Origin of the sequence: Campylobacter concisus, from assembly GCF_902460625.1 — a bacterium.
GTDB lineage: Bacteria > Campylobacterota > Campylobacteria > Campylobacterales > Campylobacteraceae > Campylobacter_A > Campylobacter_A concisus_AD.
In genome coordinates this window covers 290,869-307,950 of record NZ_CABPUT010000002.1, presented here as the reverse complement: position 1 = coordinate 307,950, position 17,082 = coordinate 290,869, and the positions used below count along the sequence as shown (strand labels likewise).

16 protein-coding genes are annotated in these 17,082 nt (G+C 37.9%); 9 read left to right on the top strand and 7 right to left on the bottom strand.

Going from position 1 to position 17,082, the window contains the following annotated elements; all coding sequences use genetic code 11:
• From F3G69_RS01885 to dcd, 4 genes are all read right to left on the bottom strand, one after another.
• The gene (locus F3G69_RS01885; RefSeq protein ID WP_103599895.1) at nucleotides 1–1,152 is read right to left on the bottom strand and encodes a LegC family aminotransferase; all 1,152 of its coding nucleotides are present in this window, start codon (nucleotides 1,150–1,152) and stop codon (nucleotides 1–3) included.
• Nucleotides 1,139–2,326, bottom strand: coding sequence for a UDP-N-acetylglucosamine 4,6-dehydratase (locus F3G69_RS01880; RefSeq protein WP_149714244.1), 1,188 nt, complete (start codon nucleotides 2,324–2,326; stop codon nucleotides 1,139–1,141). The genes F3G69_RS01885 and F3G69_RS01880 overlap by 14 nt, the downstream gene beginning before the upstream one ends.
• Before the next feature lie 2 nt (nucleotides 2,327–2,328).
• Nucleotides 2,329–4,290 carry a motility associated factor glycosyltransferase family protein gene (locus F3G69_RS01875; RefSeq protein ID WP_149714243.1) on the bottom strand — a complete coding sequence of 654 codons (1,962 nt, stop codon included), beginning with the start codon at nucleotides 4,288–4,290 and terminating at the stop codon, nucleotides 2,329–2,331.
• Between the two features lie 197 nt (nucleotides 4,291–4,487).
• Nucleotides 4,488–5,048: a dCTP deaminase gene (dcd, locus tag F3G69_RS01870; RefSeq protein ID WP_021091674.1), complete on the bottom strand. Its 561-nt coding sequence runs from the start codon at nucleotides 5,046–5,048 to the stop codon at nucleotides 4,488–4,490.
• A 118-nt stretch (nucleotides 5,049–5,166) separates the two neighbouring features.
• Here dcd and F3G69_RS01865 point away from each other — a divergent pair, with 118 nt between their 5' ends.
• From F3G69_RS01865 to F3G69_RS01825, 9 genes are all read left to right on the top strand, one after another.
• Nucleotides 5,167–6,009 carry a DUF3737 family protein gene (locus F3G69_RS01865; protein WP_149714242.1) on the top strand — a complete coding sequence of 281 codons (843 nt, stop codon included), beginning with the start codon at nucleotides 5,167–5,169 and terminating at the stop codon, nucleotides 6,007–6,009.
• A gap of 109 nt (nucleotides 6,010–6,118) precedes the next feature.
• The gene (gene accB / locus F3G69_RS01860) at nucleotides 6,119–6,565 is read left to right on the top strand and encodes an acetyl-CoA carboxylase biotin carboxyl carrier protein (RefSeq protein ID WP_084041901.1); all 447 of its coding nucleotides are present in this window, start codon (nucleotides 6,119–6,121) and stop codon (nucleotides 6,563–6,565) included.
• Nucleotides 6,565–7,896 (top strand): acetyl-CoA carboxylase biotin carboxylase subunit, encoded by a 1,332-nt coding sequence (locus F3G69_RS01855; protein ID WP_072595397.1) that lies wholly within the window; start codon nucleotides 6,565–6,567, stop codon nucleotides 7,894–7,896. Before accB ends, F3G69_RS01855 begins: the two co-directional genes overlap by 1 nt.
• Nucleotides 7,897–7,974: 78 nt before the next feature.
• A complete protein-coding gene (locus F3G69_RS01850; RefSeq protein ID WP_149714241.1) occupies nucleotides 7,975–9,333 on the top strand; it encodes an MATE family efflux transporter in 1,359 nt (452 codons plus the stop codon).
• Between the two features lie 47 nt (nucleotides 9,334–9,380).
• Nucleotides 9,381–10,049 (top strand): CsgG/HfaB family protein, encoded by a 669-nt coding sequence (locus F3G69_RS01845; protein ID WP_149714240.1) that lies wholly within the window; start codon nucleotides 9,381–9,383, stop codon nucleotides 10,047–10,049.
• Nucleotides 10,034–10,438: a DUF4810 domain-containing protein gene (locus tag F3G69_RS01840; protein WP_149714239.1), complete on the top strand. Its 405-nt coding sequence runs from the start codon at nucleotides 10,034–10,036 to the stop codon at nucleotides 10,436–10,438. Before F3G69_RS01845 ends, F3G69_RS01840 begins: the two co-directional genes overlap by 16 nt.
• Nucleotides 10,428–11,105, top strand: a complete 678-nt coding sequence (locus F3G69_RS01835; protein WP_149714238.1) for a DUF799 domain-containing protein — start codon at nucleotides 10,428–10,430, stop codon at nucleotides 11,103–11,105. The genes F3G69_RS01840 and F3G69_RS01835 overlap by 11 nt, the downstream gene beginning before the upstream one ends.
• Nucleotides 11,106–11,110: 5 nt before the next feature.
• Nucleotides 11,111–11,998: a DMT family transporter gene (locus tag F3G69_RS01830; protein ID WP_149714237.1), complete on the top strand. Its 888-nt coding sequence runs from the start codon at nucleotides 11,111–11,113 to the stop codon at nucleotides 11,996–11,998.
• Entirely contained in the window at nucleotides 11,995–12,417 is a 423-nt protein-coding gene (locus tag F3G69_RS01825; protein WP_149714236.1) for a Sua5 YciO YrdC YwlC family protein, read from the top strand. The genes F3G69_RS01830 and F3G69_RS01825 overlap by 4 nt, the downstream gene beginning before the upstream one ends.
• A gap of 9 nt (nucleotides 12,418–12,426) precedes the next feature.
• Here F3G69_RS01825 and F3G69_RS01820 read toward each other — a convergent pair whose 3' ends face one another.
• The 3 genes from F3G69_RS01820 to F3G69_RS01810 form a co-directional block, all read right to left on the bottom strand.
• Nucleotides 12,427–14,154: a gluzincin family metallopeptidase gene (locus F3G69_RS01820; RefSeq protein WP_149714235.1), complete on the bottom strand. Its 1,728-nt coding sequence runs from the start codon at nucleotides 14,152–14,154 to the stop codon at nucleotides 12,427–12,429.
• A 9-nt stretch (nucleotides 14,155–14,163) separates the two neighbouring features.
• Nucleotides 14,164–15,558 carry a C4-dicarboxylate transporter DcuC gene (gene dcuC, locus F3G69_RS01815; RefSeq protein ID WP_087577857.1) on the bottom strand — a complete coding sequence of 465 codons (1,395 nt, stop codon included), beginning with the start codon at nucleotides 15,556–15,558 and terminating at the stop codon, nucleotides 14,164–14,166.
• A gap of 320 nt (nucleotides 15,559–15,878) precedes the next feature.
• Complete coding sequence (locus F3G69_RS01810) at nucleotides 15,879–17,024, bottom strand: toxin-antitoxin system YwqK family antitoxin (RefSeq protein WP_149714234.1); 1,146 nt, start codon at nucleotides 17,022–17,024, stop codon at nucleotides 15,879–15,881.
• Nucleotides 17,025–17,082: the final 58 nt, after the last annotated feature.

The following is a 17,082-nucleotide window of genomic DNA, read 5'->3' as shown; positions in this document are numbered from 1 at the left end:
CTAAACTCTTGCGCTACTTGGGATATTTACTATCCTGTCGCTTAAAAATTTAGCATTTTTTAGCTCATCTCTTTGGCAGTCCTTAAACATATCAAGCTCATTCATAAGCTGCCAGATAGGACGGGTAAAAACGCCATTTTCATTGCTAAATTTTAAAAACTCATCTCGTTTTTCATGGCTCTCAAAGAGCACCGCATTTAGCCAAAAATTTGACCTAGCGTCCGCTGGCTCATCTATAAATTTCACATCATCAAATTTAGAAAAATACTCTTTATAGATCATCGCTAGTTTGCGTTTGCTCTTTAAAAAAAGTTCCAAATTTTCAAGCTGCGCTACAAGTAGGGCTGCATTTAAATTTGGTAAGCGGTAGTTGTAGCCGATCTCGCTGTGACGATACTCAAAAGGATGTGGCACCTTGGCTGTTGTGGTGATAAATTTAGCGTGCTTTGCTATCTCCTCGTCGTTTGTGATGATGGCTCCGCCGCCTCCGCTTGTAACGATCTTATTGCCATTAAAGCTCATCGCTGCAAGCTTGCCAAAATTTCCCGTATGAGTGCCTTTATAGTAGCTACCAAGGCTCTCGGCGCAGTCTTCTACTAAAGCAATGTTCCAACGCTTGCAAATTTCAACTATCTCAACTATCTTGCAAGGCAGTCCAAAAGTGTGCATAGGCACGCAGGCGCGCACTATCCTGCCGCTAGTTTTATTTACACAGTTGCCCTCTTTTAGCTCGCAGTTTTTCTCCAAAAACGCACTAAGTGATGCTGGCGACATACCAAGCGTGTCTAGGTCAACGTCCACAAAAACCGGCTTTGCAAAAAGGTAGCTAATGGCGTTACAAGTGGCTATAAAAGTAACTGGCTGGGTGATCACTTCGTCATTTTGCTCTACGCCGGCCAACTTTAGGCAGATGTGAAGCGCAGAGGTGCCATTTGTCGTGGCAACTGCGAATTTAGCACCGACCATTTGAGCTAGCTTGCTCTCAAACTCATCGACAAATTTACCGACACTTGAGACAAAGCTAGAGTCGATGCACTCAAGCAGATATTTTTTCTCGTTACCTATAAATTTTGGCTCGTGAAGTGGGACTTTGTCCTTGCCAAAGGTACTTTTTATAAATTTCAAAACCTCGTCAAAATCACATTTTTTCATCGAGATATTTTCCTGTTTCTTTATGCATAAAATTTGGTATGAGCTCGAAGACCTCGCGCAAAACGTCCTCTTTGCTCCATGTTAAGCTTGATTTTAAATTTAAGATATTGTTTCTGAAAATTTCTAGCTTTTTGCTATCAAAATTTGTATCATTTTTGACTATGCCGATATTTTGAAGTCTTTGCATATCAAGCTCCTCGCCGTCAACGAAAAACTCCTCGTAGTCCTTCTCTCCAGTCGTGTCGCTAGATGCAAAAAGACAAGGGTAAAAGCCATCTTTTGGAAGCACTTTTGCAAGCTTTCTGGCCTCCTCCTCGTTTTCACACAAAAATGGCTCGTAGCCTAAATTTTGCAGGTATCTCTTGGCTATCTCACTAAAAGTTATAAGGTCTAAATTTTCATCCAGTTTTGGGAAAAATATATCTCTATTTTCACCAAAAATGGTGCTTAAAAGGCAGAGTTCACCACTCTCTTTTGGCGTTAAAAAATAGCGTCTGACGTCGTTTGGAGCGACTATGGGCTGAGACTTTTCTATGCGTTTTTGAAAACCAAAAAGAAGCGAGCCGTCGCTAAATGCCACGTTTGCAAACCTAGCCATAGAGACGTCGATCTCTAAAGAGTGCCTAAACGCAAACATCTCCATGATGCGCTTGCTAGCTCCCATTAAATTTACAGGGTTTGCTGCCTTGTCGGTGCTTACGCAAAAGTATTTTTTTGCCTTCATATCAAAAGCTTGAGCCAGTGTTTTATCGGTGTTAAAGATATTTGTTTCAAGCATTCTCATAAGTGTAAACGGATCTTTTTCGCTTCTAACATGCTTTAACGCTGATAAATTTAATACGTAGTCGAATCCATCACTTCGTGCCAAAAGTGCATCAAATTCGGTACTTGCAACATCTATAGCAAAAGTTTTAAAGTCGCCGTTTATATATCCAAACTCACTTCTTATGTCACGCACTAGCTCTACAAGATTGTTTTCAGAGATATCAACAACATAGAGTTTTTTTGGATCTCTTATGAAGATCTCTTTTGTTACGGCCGAGCCTATGGAGCCAGCTCCACCGATCACTAGAAAGCTTGAGCTTGAGACTATCTCTTTTAGGTCTTTATTAAGTGCATTTATGTCATCCTCAAAGAGATTTTTCGTGCGTCCTATTAAGCTTAAGATATCCATTTTTAGTCTTCTTTTGGAAAGATGCCACGTTTTTTAAGCTCTTCTATAAGAGGTTTTGAGGCTTCTTTTGTTGTTTCTATATCCGCATTTATACCGCCAGCTGCTGAAAATAGCCAGTATTTATGAAATTCTATCCACTCAACTAATTTATTAGTTTTTTCTTCGTCTGTATCACTTGGTGCTACTGATACTTTAGCAAGCTCTAGTTCTTGATAATAAGTCGAGATAGCAAAAATATTTTCTATATATCTCATATATTTTTTATGAGAGATGCAGTTTTTAAGCTTATCTATCTTATTTGATATTCCTACAAGCTCTTTAAAATATTTTGTGTTTATTTCGCCTTTATCTCTTAAGATCATAAAATTATCAATTTTTGGTGTTAGTTCTAAAAATACTTTTTCTATTTTTTCTTTAGCTTGTGTTTGAACTCTTATTTTGTTTTGTATTACTTCATAGGCTTTTAACAAATTTTTGTTAGCTACTTTATCGCTATCTTTTTTGATATTTGGTAAATTTTTAACTTTTTTACCTTTGCAAAGCTCATTCATAACTTCTAAAAATGATTTCTCTATGGCGCCATTTATTCTGGCTCCGCCTTCAGTGCAGTTATATGATTTTATATCTTCTAATTTAGCTTGCTCAATATCATTTTCAAATTGATTTTTAAATAGCATCCATACATAAGTTGTTCTTACTTCTCCTTCACCACCATATGCAGTAGTGTATAAGTTTTCGTCCGGCTGAGCGATAGTGTGACCTTTGGCATGACTTGCACCATCTTTACCAAAAGCAAGATCTTGACCTATAAAAACAATATTTTTATGCCCTAAGACATACGCTAGCTGGTAGGCCATATTTGCACAACTGTGCCCGACGCCAAGATATCCATATTTGTTGAGTCTAAACATTTTTTCTTCTTGTTGAGGCCTCATTGTAAGTACTAAACGTCTAGGTAATATATTTTTTACAGTTTGGCTGTGTGTCACTGAAGCTACAATAAAATTTATATCATCATCAAATCCAGGGTGCTTTTTTTCAAAAAATGTAGAAGTAGGTATCATTCGTTCAATTGATGTTACATAATCTGGCTTTATGCCATTTCTTGCGAGTATTGGATAGGATGCATCGACACTTATAATGCTTACATAAGGTGCAAATTTCTTAAGTGTTTCTAGCTGTTTATCTAGGCTTGGCCCTGTAGAGACAATGATCGCTGTATCCATAAGACCATGTCTTTTTTTAACTAAATTTGTATAGCAGTAGTTAGTAAGCATATTAGGTAGATTCTCGATATGCTGTTTTGTGCCTATTAGAAGATCATCTATACTATTTCCATGGGAAACGACATTTTGAGAAAAGGCTCTTGTTATATCTTTATTTATTTTGATATAGTCATCTGCAAAATTATCATAATAGTTAGAGTGGATTAATAAGCTATAAGTTTTAGCATATATATCTAAATCGCTATGCGACACGAGATAGTAAAACTGAGCATATGTAGCAAAATCAGAATAAAAAAGAACAATTTGTTCATCTTTAAGCTCATCTGATATATCAATAATATTTAAAACAAGATGTATGATCTCAAGTTCTGGTTCTATGATAACAATTTTTTTATGAGTCTTATTTTTTGCCAAAGCTTTATAAAATATACCAGTTCCTAAGCCATAAAAGAAAAGCCCTGGATATCTTTTATATTTTTTTTCTATATTATCAAGCATTTTACTAATTTCTTCAACCGGATCTTTATATATTGTTTCATTAGATTCTTTATTGATGATATTTATGCGTATTGGATCACTTTTATCTAGAACGATTTCGTATTTAGTTTGTATATTCATACCAAAAAGTCTAGCAGCCAAGACCTCATCTTGTTGAAATAGTGCTTGAAGGTTTTTTTCAAAAATAGGGTTTGTTATCCCACTTAAATTTCTTTCTATTGTCTTTTTTTTATCTGACATGAATATCCTTAAAAAATATGCTAAGTATAGTATTAAAACACTGAAAATTTAAGCAAAAGTTATGCCAAAATTTTAAAATTTATTACAAAAGTTTTATCTTTCTAGTTTCTATTTCGTCAAATTTTAATTAATGTTTAGAGGAAATTGTAAAAGTAGTATTTAAATTTTGCCTTTGCAAGGTCGCAAAGGCATAAAAATTACTTCAAAATTCTTGGTAGTGTGATACCTTCTTGAGCTTGGTATTTGCCATTTTTGTCAGCATAGGTTACCTCGCAAGGCTCGTCGCCCTCGATAAATAGCACCTGCGCGATGCCTTCGTTCGCGTAAATTTTTGCAGGAAGTGGCGTAGTATTTGATATCTCGATCGTGATGTGCCCCTTAAATCCAGGCTCAAAAGGTGTGACGTTTACAATGATACCGCACCTTGCGTAGGTGCTTTTGCCAAGGCAGATCGCTAGCACGTTATCAGGCATGTTAAAGTACTCGATCGTGCGCGCTAAAGCAAAAGAATTTGGAGGCACGATGCAGACATCGCCCTTAAAATCGACCACGTTCTTTTCATCAAAATTTTTAGGATCAACTACGGTTCCGCCGATGTTTGTAAAAATTTTAAACTCATCACCAACGCGGATATCGTAGCCGTAGCTAGAAACGCCGTAACTAACGACGCCACGACCCACTTGTTCCTCAGCAAACGGCACTATCATATTTTTCTCAACCGACATTTTTCTTATCCAAGAATCTGACTTTAAACCCATTTTTGCTCCTTTTTTGGGCGATTATAACGCTTTGCGTCTTTAAAGTAAATTTAATAAAACGACTAAATTAGATGAAAATTAGTATAATTTTAACAGCAAAAATTAATAAAGGACAAAAATGCAAGAGAAAAATGCAGAAATTTTTACTGGCGAGCGTGCGATGTTTGGGGCAAAAAGTGTAAATTTTACAAACTGTATCTTTGAAGATGGCGAGTCGCCACTAAAGCATAGCTCAAATTTAAAGCTAAATGAGTGCGTTTTTGCCTACAAATACCCACTTTGGTACGCAAACGACATTAAATTAAATGGCGGATACTTAGAGCCTCTAGCAAGGGCTGGCATGTGGTACAGTACAAATTTAAGCTTCAAAGACGCACTCATCAACGCTCCAAAAAGCTTTAGAAAAAGCTCACAAATTTCATTAGAAAATATAAATTTTTCAGATGCTAGTGAAACACTTTGGGGATGCGCGGATGTGAAGATAAAAAATGTTTTTGCCAGTGGCGATTATTTCGGAGCAAATAGCGAAAATTTAGAGATTGATGGGCTAAATTTAGACGGAAACTACTGCTTTGATAGCTGCAAAAACCTTCGCATTGCAAACTCAAAACTCATCTCAAAAGATGCTTTTTGGAACTGCGAAAACGTGACCGCGCAAAACTGCCTAATCTCAGGCGAATATCTGGCTTGGAACTCAAAAAATGTGACGCTCATAAACTGCACGATAAAGAGCTTGCAAGCACTTTGTTACGTGGAAAATTTGGTCGTAAAAGATTGCATTTTTATGGATACGAGTCTTGCGTTTGAGTACTCAAGTGTCGATGTAAGCACAAGCGGAGCGATAAAAAGTATAAAAAATCCAAAAAGTGGCGTGATAAGGGCAGCAAAGATAGATGAGATCATCATCGATGAAAATTTAGTGGATACTAAAGATATTAAGATAATTATTACTGAAAAATAACTTAGCAAAAAAGAGTAACTTTGAGTTCTCGTTTTTGCTTCATAAAAAAAATTTTTATCTAATTTTCGCTACAATTAGACGCTTATATAAAAATTTAGGAGAAATTTCTATGAAAAAAGAAGATATAAAAGAGCTTATCGAATTTTTTAATGATATGGAGATGAATCATATCAAAATAAAAAGTGGTGATTTTGAGGTAGAGCTTGAAAAATTTTCAGATTATTGCGCGCCTGCTAAACCAGCAGCACAAGCACCAGCTCCAGCACCTGTAAATGTAGTCGTTAATTCAGAGGTAAAACCAGCTGCAAACTCGCCAAAAGATAGCATAAAATCTCCTATGGTAGGTACTTTCTATGCTGCTCCAAGCCCAGGCGCTGCCCCATTTGTAAAAGTAGGCCAAAGAGTAAGAAAGGGCGATGTAGTCGGTATTATCGAGGCTATGAAGATAATGAACGAGATCGAGGCTGAGTTTGACTGCCAGATCACTGAGATGCTAGTCTCTGACGGACAGCCAGTTGAGTTTGGATTGCCGTTATTTGGCGTGGAGAAAAATTAATGGAATTAAAAAGAATTTTAATCGCAAACCGAGGCGAGATCGCTCTTCGTGCTTTGCGAACGATAAAGGAGATGGGTAAAGAAGCCGTTGTAGTCTATTCAACCGCTGATAAAGACGCACTTTACGTAAAATATGCCGACGTGGCCATTTGCATCGGCAAAGAGCGCTCAAGTGATAGCTATCTAAACATCCCAGCTATCATAAGTGCCGCTGAGATCAGCGAAGCAGACGCTATTTTCCCTGGATATGGCTTTTTAAGCGAAAATCAAAATTTTGTTGAAATTTGCTCACATCACAAGATCAAATTTATAGGACCAAGTGTCGCTGCGATGGCTTTGATGAGTGATAAAAGTAAGGCAAAGCAAGTCATGCAAAGAGCTGGTGTACCAGTCATACCTGGCTCAGACGGTGCTGTGGCTGACACAAAAGCAGCAAAAGAGCTAGCCAAAAAGATAGGCTATCCAGTCATTTTAAAAGCTGCTGCAGGTGGTGGCGGACGCGGTATGCGTGTGGTTGAAAAAGAGGCTGATTTAGAAAAAGCGTTTTGGTCTGCTGAGAGCGAAGCTATGAGTGCATTTGGTGATGGCACGATGTATATGGAAAAATATATCCTAAACCCACGCCACATCGAAGTTCAAGTAATTGGCGATAGCCATGGCAATGTACTTCACATAGGCGAGCGTGACTGTTCTATGCAGCGTCGCCACCAAAAGCTGATCGAAGAAAGCCCAGCTATTTTGCTTGATGAAAAGACAAGAGAGAGACTTCACGAAACAGCCATAAAAGCGGCAAAAGCGATTGGCTACGAGGGAGCTGGTACGTTTGAGTTTTTGGTTGATAAAAATTTGGACTTTTACTTCATCGAGATGAATACAAGACTTCAAGTTGAGCACACGGTGAGCGAAATGGTAAGCGGACTTGATATCATCGAGCTTATGATAAAAGTGGCTGAAGGCGAGGCACTACCATCACAAGAGAGCATCGAGCTAAAAGGTCATGCGATCGAGTGCAGGATAACAGCTGAAGATCCAAATACATTTACGCCGTGTCCTGGAAAGATCACAAAATATGTCTGCCCAGGTGGCCGCAATGTAAGAATGGATAGCCATATCTATCAAGACTACTCTATACCGCCGTATTACGATAGTATGATCGGCAAACTGGTAGTTTGGGATACTGATAGAAATAGGGCGATCCATAAGATGAAAGTAGCTCTTGATCAGCTCATAATAAATGGTATAAAAACAACAAAAGATTTTCACATCGCTATGATGGAGAACAAAGACTTTTTAAGCAACAACTACGATACAAACTATCTTTCAAGACACTAAAATTTTTAAGTCAGGATTTGCAAAAAGCAGATCTTGGCTTAAATATATTAAAATTTTTAAGTTTATCTTAGGGGAAGCATGGTAAACAAAATCAAAGATCAAAATACAAAATTTTTCTCAAATGCCGACCTTGCGAAGCTATTTTTCCCTATTGCAGTTGAGCAGTTTTTAGAGTATAGTCTAGGGCTTGCAAACTCGCTAATGGCAGCAAGTGTTAGTGAAAGCGCTGTAAGTGCGATTAGTCTTGTGGAATTTGTCATGGCGCTATTTATTAGCATATTTACTGCTATCGCTACTGGCGGCTCAGTGGTTGCTAGCCAGTATCTTGGTAATAAACAAAGTGGCAATGCCAAAGTCACAGCAAATCAGCTCGTTTGGTTTAGTTTTATATTTGCCCTTTTTATCGCAGCGGTCATCATAGTTTTAAAAGATATTATCCTAGATTATGTCTTTGGCGATATTGGTGAGCAAGTAAGGCATGATGCTAGTCACTATCTTGTTTTCTCAGCTATTTCCGCGCCATTTTTGGCTGTCTATGCTGCAGCTGCGGCGATCTTTCGCACGATGTCAAACGCAAAGCTACCTATGTATATTATGGCGGCTGCAAATTTATTAAATGTACTTCTAACTGCCATTAGTATTTATACATTTCATACTGGTATTTTAGGTATCGCCATCAGTACGCTTATAGCTAAGGTGCTTGCTTGCTTTGTTATAGTCTATTTGCTTCTTGATATAAGGCTAAAACTTCACATAAGAAAGAGCTTTATCTATAAATTTGACTACGAGATCATCAAGAAAATTTTAAATATCGGCGTACCTTATGGCTTTGAAAATTCGATGTTTTATGTGGGTCGCATCATCGTTTTGAGTCTTGTTTCACTCTTTGGCACAGCAAGTATCGCTGCAAATGCCGTGGGCGGGACGATCGTGATGTTTCAAGTACTCCCTGGCATGGCGATAGGCACAGGCCTAAGCGTCGTAGTGTCTAGATGCATCGGCGCAAACAACTTTGCTCAGGCTAAATTTTACGTAAGAAAATCAATGATAAGCATCTACATCGTGCAGCTTTTTAGCACAGCAGTAATTTTGCTTTTACTTGAGCCACTGCTTCTTGTTTATAATCTCTCAAGCGAAGCCATAAATTTAACAAGACAGATCGTCTGGTATCACGGTATCGCTATGTGCCTTATTTGGCCACTTGCCTATACGTATCCGACCGTTTTTCGAGCAGCTGGGGATGCTAAATATCCGATGATAGTAAATTTAGTTTGCATGTTTGCTTGTAGAGTCATCTTGGCCTATATCTTTGCACTCACATTTGATCTTGGCATGATAGGTACTTGGTTTGCAATGTTTGCTGACTGGGCTGTAAAGGCGGTGCTTTTTACGATTAGATACCTAAAAGGCACATGGATAAAATTTAAAGCTATTTAAAAAGAAATTTAGTAATATACAAGCGATTCTGTCGCAAAGGATAAAAAATGAAAAATGTATTTAAAATTGGTGCAGTTTTGCTTACAGCAGCTCTTTTTGCTGGGTGTGCGAGTGAGAGTTCAAGGGTTGTTGAGACTCCAAAAGTAGCAAGCTACGGCACAGTTTACAATGGTCAAAAAATTTCAGTTTCGATAGGTCGATTTAATAATCAATCAGCTTACCAAAATGGTATATTTGCCGATGGTGAAGATAGGCTTGGTAACCAAGCTCAAAGCATTTTGATTACAAATTTACAGCAAAGTGGCAGATTTTTGGTGCTTGATAGATCAAATATGAAAGTAATCAAACAAGAGAGTGAGCTAAGTAAAACTGCTCAAAATCTAAAAGGCGCAAGATACGTGATAACTGGTGATGTGACCGAGTTTGGACGAAAAACTACGGGTGATCATCAGCTATTTGGCATACTTGGCAAAGGCAAGCAACAAACTGCCTATTCAAAGGTAAATTTAAATATCGTTGATACCAAAACAGCCGAGGTTGTCTATTCGGTTAGCGGCGCTGGCGAATACACCCTTTCAAACAGAGAGATCATAGGCTTTGGCGGCACAGCAGGATACGACTCTACGCTAAATGGCAAGGTTTTAAGTCTAGCTATTATTGAAGCAGTAAATAATCTAGTAAATGGCATAGAAAGTGGAGCATGGCAAGTAAAATAAGGCTTGCCGGCCTCGCGCTTTTTGCACTATTTTTAGCGGGTTGCGGTCATTCAAACGGCCCAAGATCACTTTATTATTGGGATGGATCATATAGTAGCTCGCTATATAGTTATCTAAATGAAGAGGGCGATACAAACGAGCAAATTTCACGCTTAGAAAATTTGGTGCAGATATCAATACAAAAGGGCTATAAGATCGCTCCTGGCGTATATGCACACCTTGGACTTTTATACTTAAATAACGGAAATTTAGGCGCTGCAAATGCAAATTTTGACAAAGAAGTAGAGAATTTCCCAGAGTCAAGGGAGTATATAAATTTCATCAAAGGCTCTAAAAATTTAACTCCAAAAAAAGTAGAGCAAAAAGAGGGGGCAAATAATGAAAAATAGCCTGAAATTTATAGCCGCTATATTTTTGGTAGTATTTTTTACGGGTTGCTCTATAAAAGAGCCTGAGCCATACGACTACTCAGAATTTTTACAAAAAAGACCTCACTCTATCTTAGTGCTTATGCCAACAAACGATAGTACAGAAATTTCAGGCCCAGCTGCAGTTTTAGCAAATGCAGTCGCACCACTAAGTGAGGCAGGATACTATGTATTTCCAGTGACTCTTGTAAATGATACCTTTAAGCTAAATGGTATAACCGAGCCAAGCGAGATCGCAGCCGTACCACTAAATAAGCTTGATAAAATTTTCCATGCTGATAGTGTGCTTTATATAAATATAAAAGATTATGGTACGAGCTATGCAGTCATCTCAAGCTCAACAAAGGTTGTCCTTGAAGCAAAGCTTATCGATATAAAAAGCGGCGCTACTCTTTGGCAAGGCAGTGCTATGGCAGCAGAAGATAGCAGCAGTGGCCAAAGTAGCCTACTTGGTATGTTAGTCTCAGCCGTCATCTCACAGGTGGCAAATACCATCTCAGATAGATCATACGATCTAGCAGTAATGGCAGATGCTTATTTATTTTCAAGAGATTGCCATAACTGCATACTTTATGGACCATATTCGCCGTATTATGGCAAAGATGCACAGCTTCATAAAGATAGATAAATTTAATGAATACTCATCATCTTGGGATACTCCTTACTTTAGTTGGCGGTATCCTTTGGGGATTTAGTGGGGTTTGTGGGCAGTATCTATTTTCACTTGGTATAAATTCTGATTTTTTAGTGCCATATAGACTGATGCTAGCTGGCATTGTTATTGTAATTTTTTATGCTTTTAAAGAACCAAGTGTCGTTTTTGCTCCGATTAAAGATATAAAACTCCTTGGTGAGTTTTTAGTCTATGCCCTGCTTGGGCTTATGATGACGCAGTATGCTTATTTTTACTCCATTGAGCTTTCAAATGCCGCAGTAGCGACTGTTATTCAATACACTGCTCCTGCTTTAATTTTAATGGTCATTTGCATAAAAGAAAAACGCGTCCCAAGAAAACTTGAAATTTTGACTCTATTTTTAGCTATGCTTGGCGTATTTTTCCTGAGCACACATGCTCAAATTTCATCTCTTGTCATCTCGCCAAAGGCCTTGTTTTGGTGCTTAGTTAGCGCTATTTGCGTTTGTGTTTATAATCTTGCTCCAGCAAGGCTAAATGCGAAATATTCAGTCACTCTCACACTTGGCTGGGGCATGGTTATGGGTGGGGTAGTGCTTGCTTGTTATATGAGAGTTTGGGATTTTGCTTGGCTTAATGGGATAAATCAATGGCTGGCATTTATTGCTGTTATTACGCTTGGTACCATTTTTGCATTTAGCTTTTATATGATAGGTGTTAAGCTAATAGGCGCAGCAAAAGCTAGTTTATTAGCCTGCATAGAGCCACTAAGTGCGGCCTTCTTTGGCTATTTTTGGCTTGGAACAAAATTTGTATTTTGGGATTTTTTAGGATTTGCTCTAATAATCTCTTGTATATTTTTACTATCAAAAAGAAAAAAATTATGATATTTCTAGCACAAACCGATACGACAGCTGGCTTTTTGAGTAAAGATTATAAAGAGATAAATAAGGCCAAAATGCGTGATGAGAATAAACCTTGCCTTATCACGACAGCGAAATTTAGCGTTTTAAATGAGCTTGTTAGAGTGCCAAAAAAATATAAAAATTTTATACGCCGTTCAAGAAAAGCTACATTTTTGTATCCAAATTTAAAGGCTATTAGAGTCGTAAAAGAGTGCAAGCACGAAAAATTTTTAGCTAAATTTGACTGGCTTTATTCAAGCAGTGCAAACAAAAATGGGCAAAATTTTAATGAAGATTGGGCTATGAGCGCGGCTGATGAAATAGTAGATGATCGTTTTTTTGAAGACGCTCCATCAAAAATTTATAAAATTTCTCGAAAAAAAATAAAACGTTTAAGATAACTAGTAAATTTATACAGTCACTACCTTTTTAAACTCATCTAAATTTTTTAGCGCTTCATCTATGCCAATCAGCCAAAATTCAGACTTTGTCGTATCTTTTTTAAAGTGTTTTTTCATTAGCTCTTCCACGCTTTTTGTGCCGCACTCTATTAAAAATTGTTTATAAATTTTGCAAAATTTTGCTTCATCTTTTTTAAACTCACTTAGAAAAAATTGTGATAGCAGATAACCGACACTATAAGGATAGTTGTAAATGTAGTTATCTGTTTTATAAAAATGTGGCTTAAAATATGGCAAAAATTCTTCAACATCGCTCGTGCTGTCTTTGTAAAATTTATCCCAAGCTTGTTTTAAAAGATCATTTGCATCTTTTTTGCTGACTTGACCTTTTTGTCGCAGCTTTATAAAACCAGTCTCAAACTCGTATCTAACGCTTATATGAAGTAAAAAATTTGCAGCACTTTTTAGCTCCTGCCATAAAATTTCTACTCTAAGTGAGTCATCTTTTTTTAGCTCATTTCGTAAAAGAGTCTCATTAAATGTACTCGCGCTCTCGGCTAAGCTCATTGGAAAATTTGCGCTTAAAACCGGAAGATCACGCATCAAATAGTAGTGCCAAGCATGCCCCAGCTCATGAGCTTGCTGGATTAAGTGCGAAAGAGTATTCATGTAGGTGGTAAAAATTCTTGGTTGCTTAAATTTTGGCAAACTCACAAAAAATGCTCCACCAGCTTTATTTTCTCGTACATCGCTTTCTATCCAGTGTTTGTCTATCATAAGCTCGATAAAATTATCTTCGCCCAGTGGTTTTAATGCTTTTTTGATGATTTTAATAGCCTCGTCATGAGAAATTTCATGATGCTTGCTAAGTGGATAAGGTGCCAAAAGATCGCAACTTCTCATACTTTTGCCACCTAAAAAGCTAGCTCTTACTCTTACGCATTCTCTTATTTTTTCCACTCTTTTGCTAATGGCTTCTTGCATGGCGTTTAAAGTGTCAAGGCTCATTTTATTTTCTTCAAGGCTTGGAGTTAAAAAATCAACTTTTGCTGCTTTAAATTTAGCCAGTCTAAATCCATGAAGCATATTTAAGACATCAAGGTAGAGATCAGCAAATTTATCATAGTGAGAGCTCAGACCATCAAACACATTTTTGCGTAAAATTTCATCATCTGATCCTTTTAATATACCCATACATTTTGCAAGATTATAGCTTTGTGTTTTTGCATTTTTATTGGTAGCAGAGATATTTATTAAATTATTTAGATGTCTAAAATTTGTAAAAAGTGGAAAAAAATTTATGAGCGCTAAATTGGCAAAAAAATCTCTTTCACTCTTTTTTCGTATTTTGCTCTTGCTATTTTTATGCTCTAAATATAGAAATTTTATATGTTTAAATTGAGTACTTTGAAAAATTTTATCATCACTTTTTAGGCTATCAAATTTATCAAAAAGTATCTCCTTTGCCGTATCAAGTTTAGCTTTTTGCTCTTTTATTTTTAGCTCAAATTTACTAGCTAGCTCATCTTTTGTATTATCACTACTTTTACAACGACAAAATGCGAGTAGGCTAGCTGCTTCTTTGTATGCTTCTTCGTATGAGATGATAGCTTTGGTAAGCTCGCTATTGTTTAAAAATTTAACTAAATTTTCATTTTGTGCTTTTAGATTTTCAAACGATGAGGTAAAAATTTCGCTATCAAAATCTACATAAGAATCATCAAAGCTCCATCTCATATTTTCTCCTTAAAATGATAGTAAAAATACAAATATATGGTGGCTTATAAGACCTAAAATAGCTGGCACGCTACATCTTTTAATGAGCGAAAGCGGGCTAATGTGAAGCATACCTGAAATGGCTACCACTACGCCAGAGACAGGTGAAAGTGGTCTAGCTATTGTGGAGGCTTGATGCATAGGAAGCACGAGCATAACAGAGTTGATGTTTAAGCTCTTAGCTATATTTGGCACCATGTTTAAAAGCGGATAAAAGCTTGCACCATTTGAGCCAGCTATGATTGTAACAATAGTTGTTATAAATACAAAAAGTATAGACATGCCAAGCCCTCCAAAGCCTATGCTTTTTGCCAAATTTACAATAGCATCAAGCATACCAAGAGCTTTAAACCCTTCAGCAAATATACCAGCTGCTACAACTAGCATAACAACACCACTTAAGCTTTTTGCCATGGCATTAAAAAATACTTTTAGCCCTTCGCCAAGCTTTTCAAAGCTAAATTTATGTCTAAATGCTTCAAATACCATAGCAATTATCATAGAAAGGATTATGACGCTTGATATGTTTAGTTTTATAGTTTTTAAACAATATGGCGAAAAAACTACTACTAAAATCATCGGTAAAAATGGTAAAAGAGCATAGATCATAGGTGCTTGCTCTTTTGGAACATCCACCTTATCATCAAAACTAATGCTCTCTCCTACATGCTCGCTACAAACCCAACCTTCTTTTTTGTCTAAGTATCTATTCCAAAGAACTAATGCAATGCCGATCACGAGCGCAGTTGGAAGAGCTGCTGGAATTTTATAGATAAAAACATAATCAAGCACCTCAAGTTCAGTTGCTTTTGCAGCAGCAGCTGTTGATGAGCCAAGAAGTACCATTGAGCTAGCTCCACTCATCGCACAAATACTACCAACGCTTAGTTTATTTAGTCCTAGTGATATAAGAATTGGTCCAAGAAGCGCAAGACAAAGCACGCCAAGTCCAACCGCACTGGTTATTACCATGCTTATAAGTTTTGCTACGCAAAAAGCTATGAATATCATAAAATATGGACTTTTTATGGCTTTAAACCTTTTTGTGGCGATGCCCACAAAGGCTTGATTTGCTCCGATATGAGTCATGTAACTTGCAAAACCGACCATTAACATGATTAAAAGTCCAAGCTGCGAAAAATTATTTGAGAGCATATAGCGGATAAACTCAACTACATCCAGTAAGGAATTTCCAGTGCTCTTTACCTTTTCTGGTAAAAATTTTCCCGTATCAAGAATGACCGAAGAGACAAGCATGATAACGCCAGAGAGTAAGAGCACGAAAGTGGCGTATTTGCCTTTTAAAATCGCCCAGCCTACAACAAAAAGCGTAAGTAAGGCTATGATTAGACCAAGAGTATGCATTTTTGCTCCTTATTAAGATATTTAAAAACCAGAATACAAAAATCAAAAATACACTTAAATATAAAATAATATTTATATACTTGCAATTATACTACTTGTTATATTGAAATTTCGCTTTTATTTATAAAAATATTATTAATTCTATAGATTAGATTGCTACTTTTATGACTAAGATGCAAAAGATGAATATAAAATTTTAATATTAAGTACAACTATTGTAGTGTGATTTAAGGCTAATTAAAATATTCAAAATAAAAAAGGACGTAAATATTTGGTTTGGTAAATATTCAAATGATGCCAGTATTAACTTATTTTAGTATTTACTCCCTCGGCAGTCCGTTTTTATCAGACTTATCGCTGATTAGCTTACCCGATTCATCGTATTTTTTGGCGCGGATGAGCCTGCCGCGCTCAAACTCGCCCAGGGCTTCGAGCTTTCCGTTTGTGTAGTAGTGGCGCGCCTCGCCGACCTCCAGCCCGTCCTCAAACATCACTCTAGCTTTTAGTTTGCCGTTTTCGTGATACTCCTCATATAGGCCGTGATAGCGCCCGTTTTTAAACATCACTTTGGCAGCCGGCGCTCCGCTCTCGTAGTAGTCCAGCCCCGCGCCCGTTTGGCGGCCGTCTTTGTACTCGTATTCGCCTCGTAGCTTGTCGCCCCTGTAGTATTCGCGCGCGACGCCGTCCTTTTCGCCGTCTTTGTAATTTTCTACCACGCGCGTTTTGCCGTTTTCGTAAAATCGCTTCCAAACGCCTTGTTTGCGGTTATTTTTGTACTCGCCCATCTCCTCCACGGCGCCGCTTTCGTAGTACCACGTCTCCACGCCCTCCCGCTTGTCATCCTTATACGTTCGCTTGCCGCGGATTTTGCCGCTTTTGTAGTAGTCGAAGTCCTCGCCGTTTCGTAGCCCGCCGACGTATGGGCTGCGTGCGCTAACCTCGCCGCTAACGTAATAGTCGGTAAACACGCCCTCTCGCTTGTCCGCCTTGAAAAAGCCCTCCTGCTTTAACGCGCCGCCTTCGTCAAAGTAGTAGCGGCGGTAGCGCCCGTCGCGGACGTCATTTTTGTATTCGCTCTCGCCCATCAGAGCGCCGCTATCTGCGTGGTAGTGCTTAGCCGTACCCTCGCGGACGCCGTTTTTTAGGGGATATTCGTTTGAGGGTTTGTCTCTGCCGTCAAAATAATCCCTGTATCGCACCGCCGTGCCGCCCTGCACGTCTATCTCGCGTATAAGCGTGGGCGGCAAAGGTTTTAGCCTCGGATAGACCATGCCTATCGCATTTACGTCATATAAGTCCTCGACGCTGTATCGAAGCATCTTTAGCGTGCCGTCGTAGAGCTTGCCTTTTACGTAGTAAAGCCCGTTTTTTAGGCTTGCTTCGGGCTTCATTACAATTTTTGGCTCTAATGCCTGCGCGCCGATGGCTAGAAGCGGGAGTAAAAATAGAAATTTTAGGATTTTCATGGTTTTTCCTGCTTTGTTTGATTTGGGTAATTTTAAAATTTGAAACTAAATTTAAGGT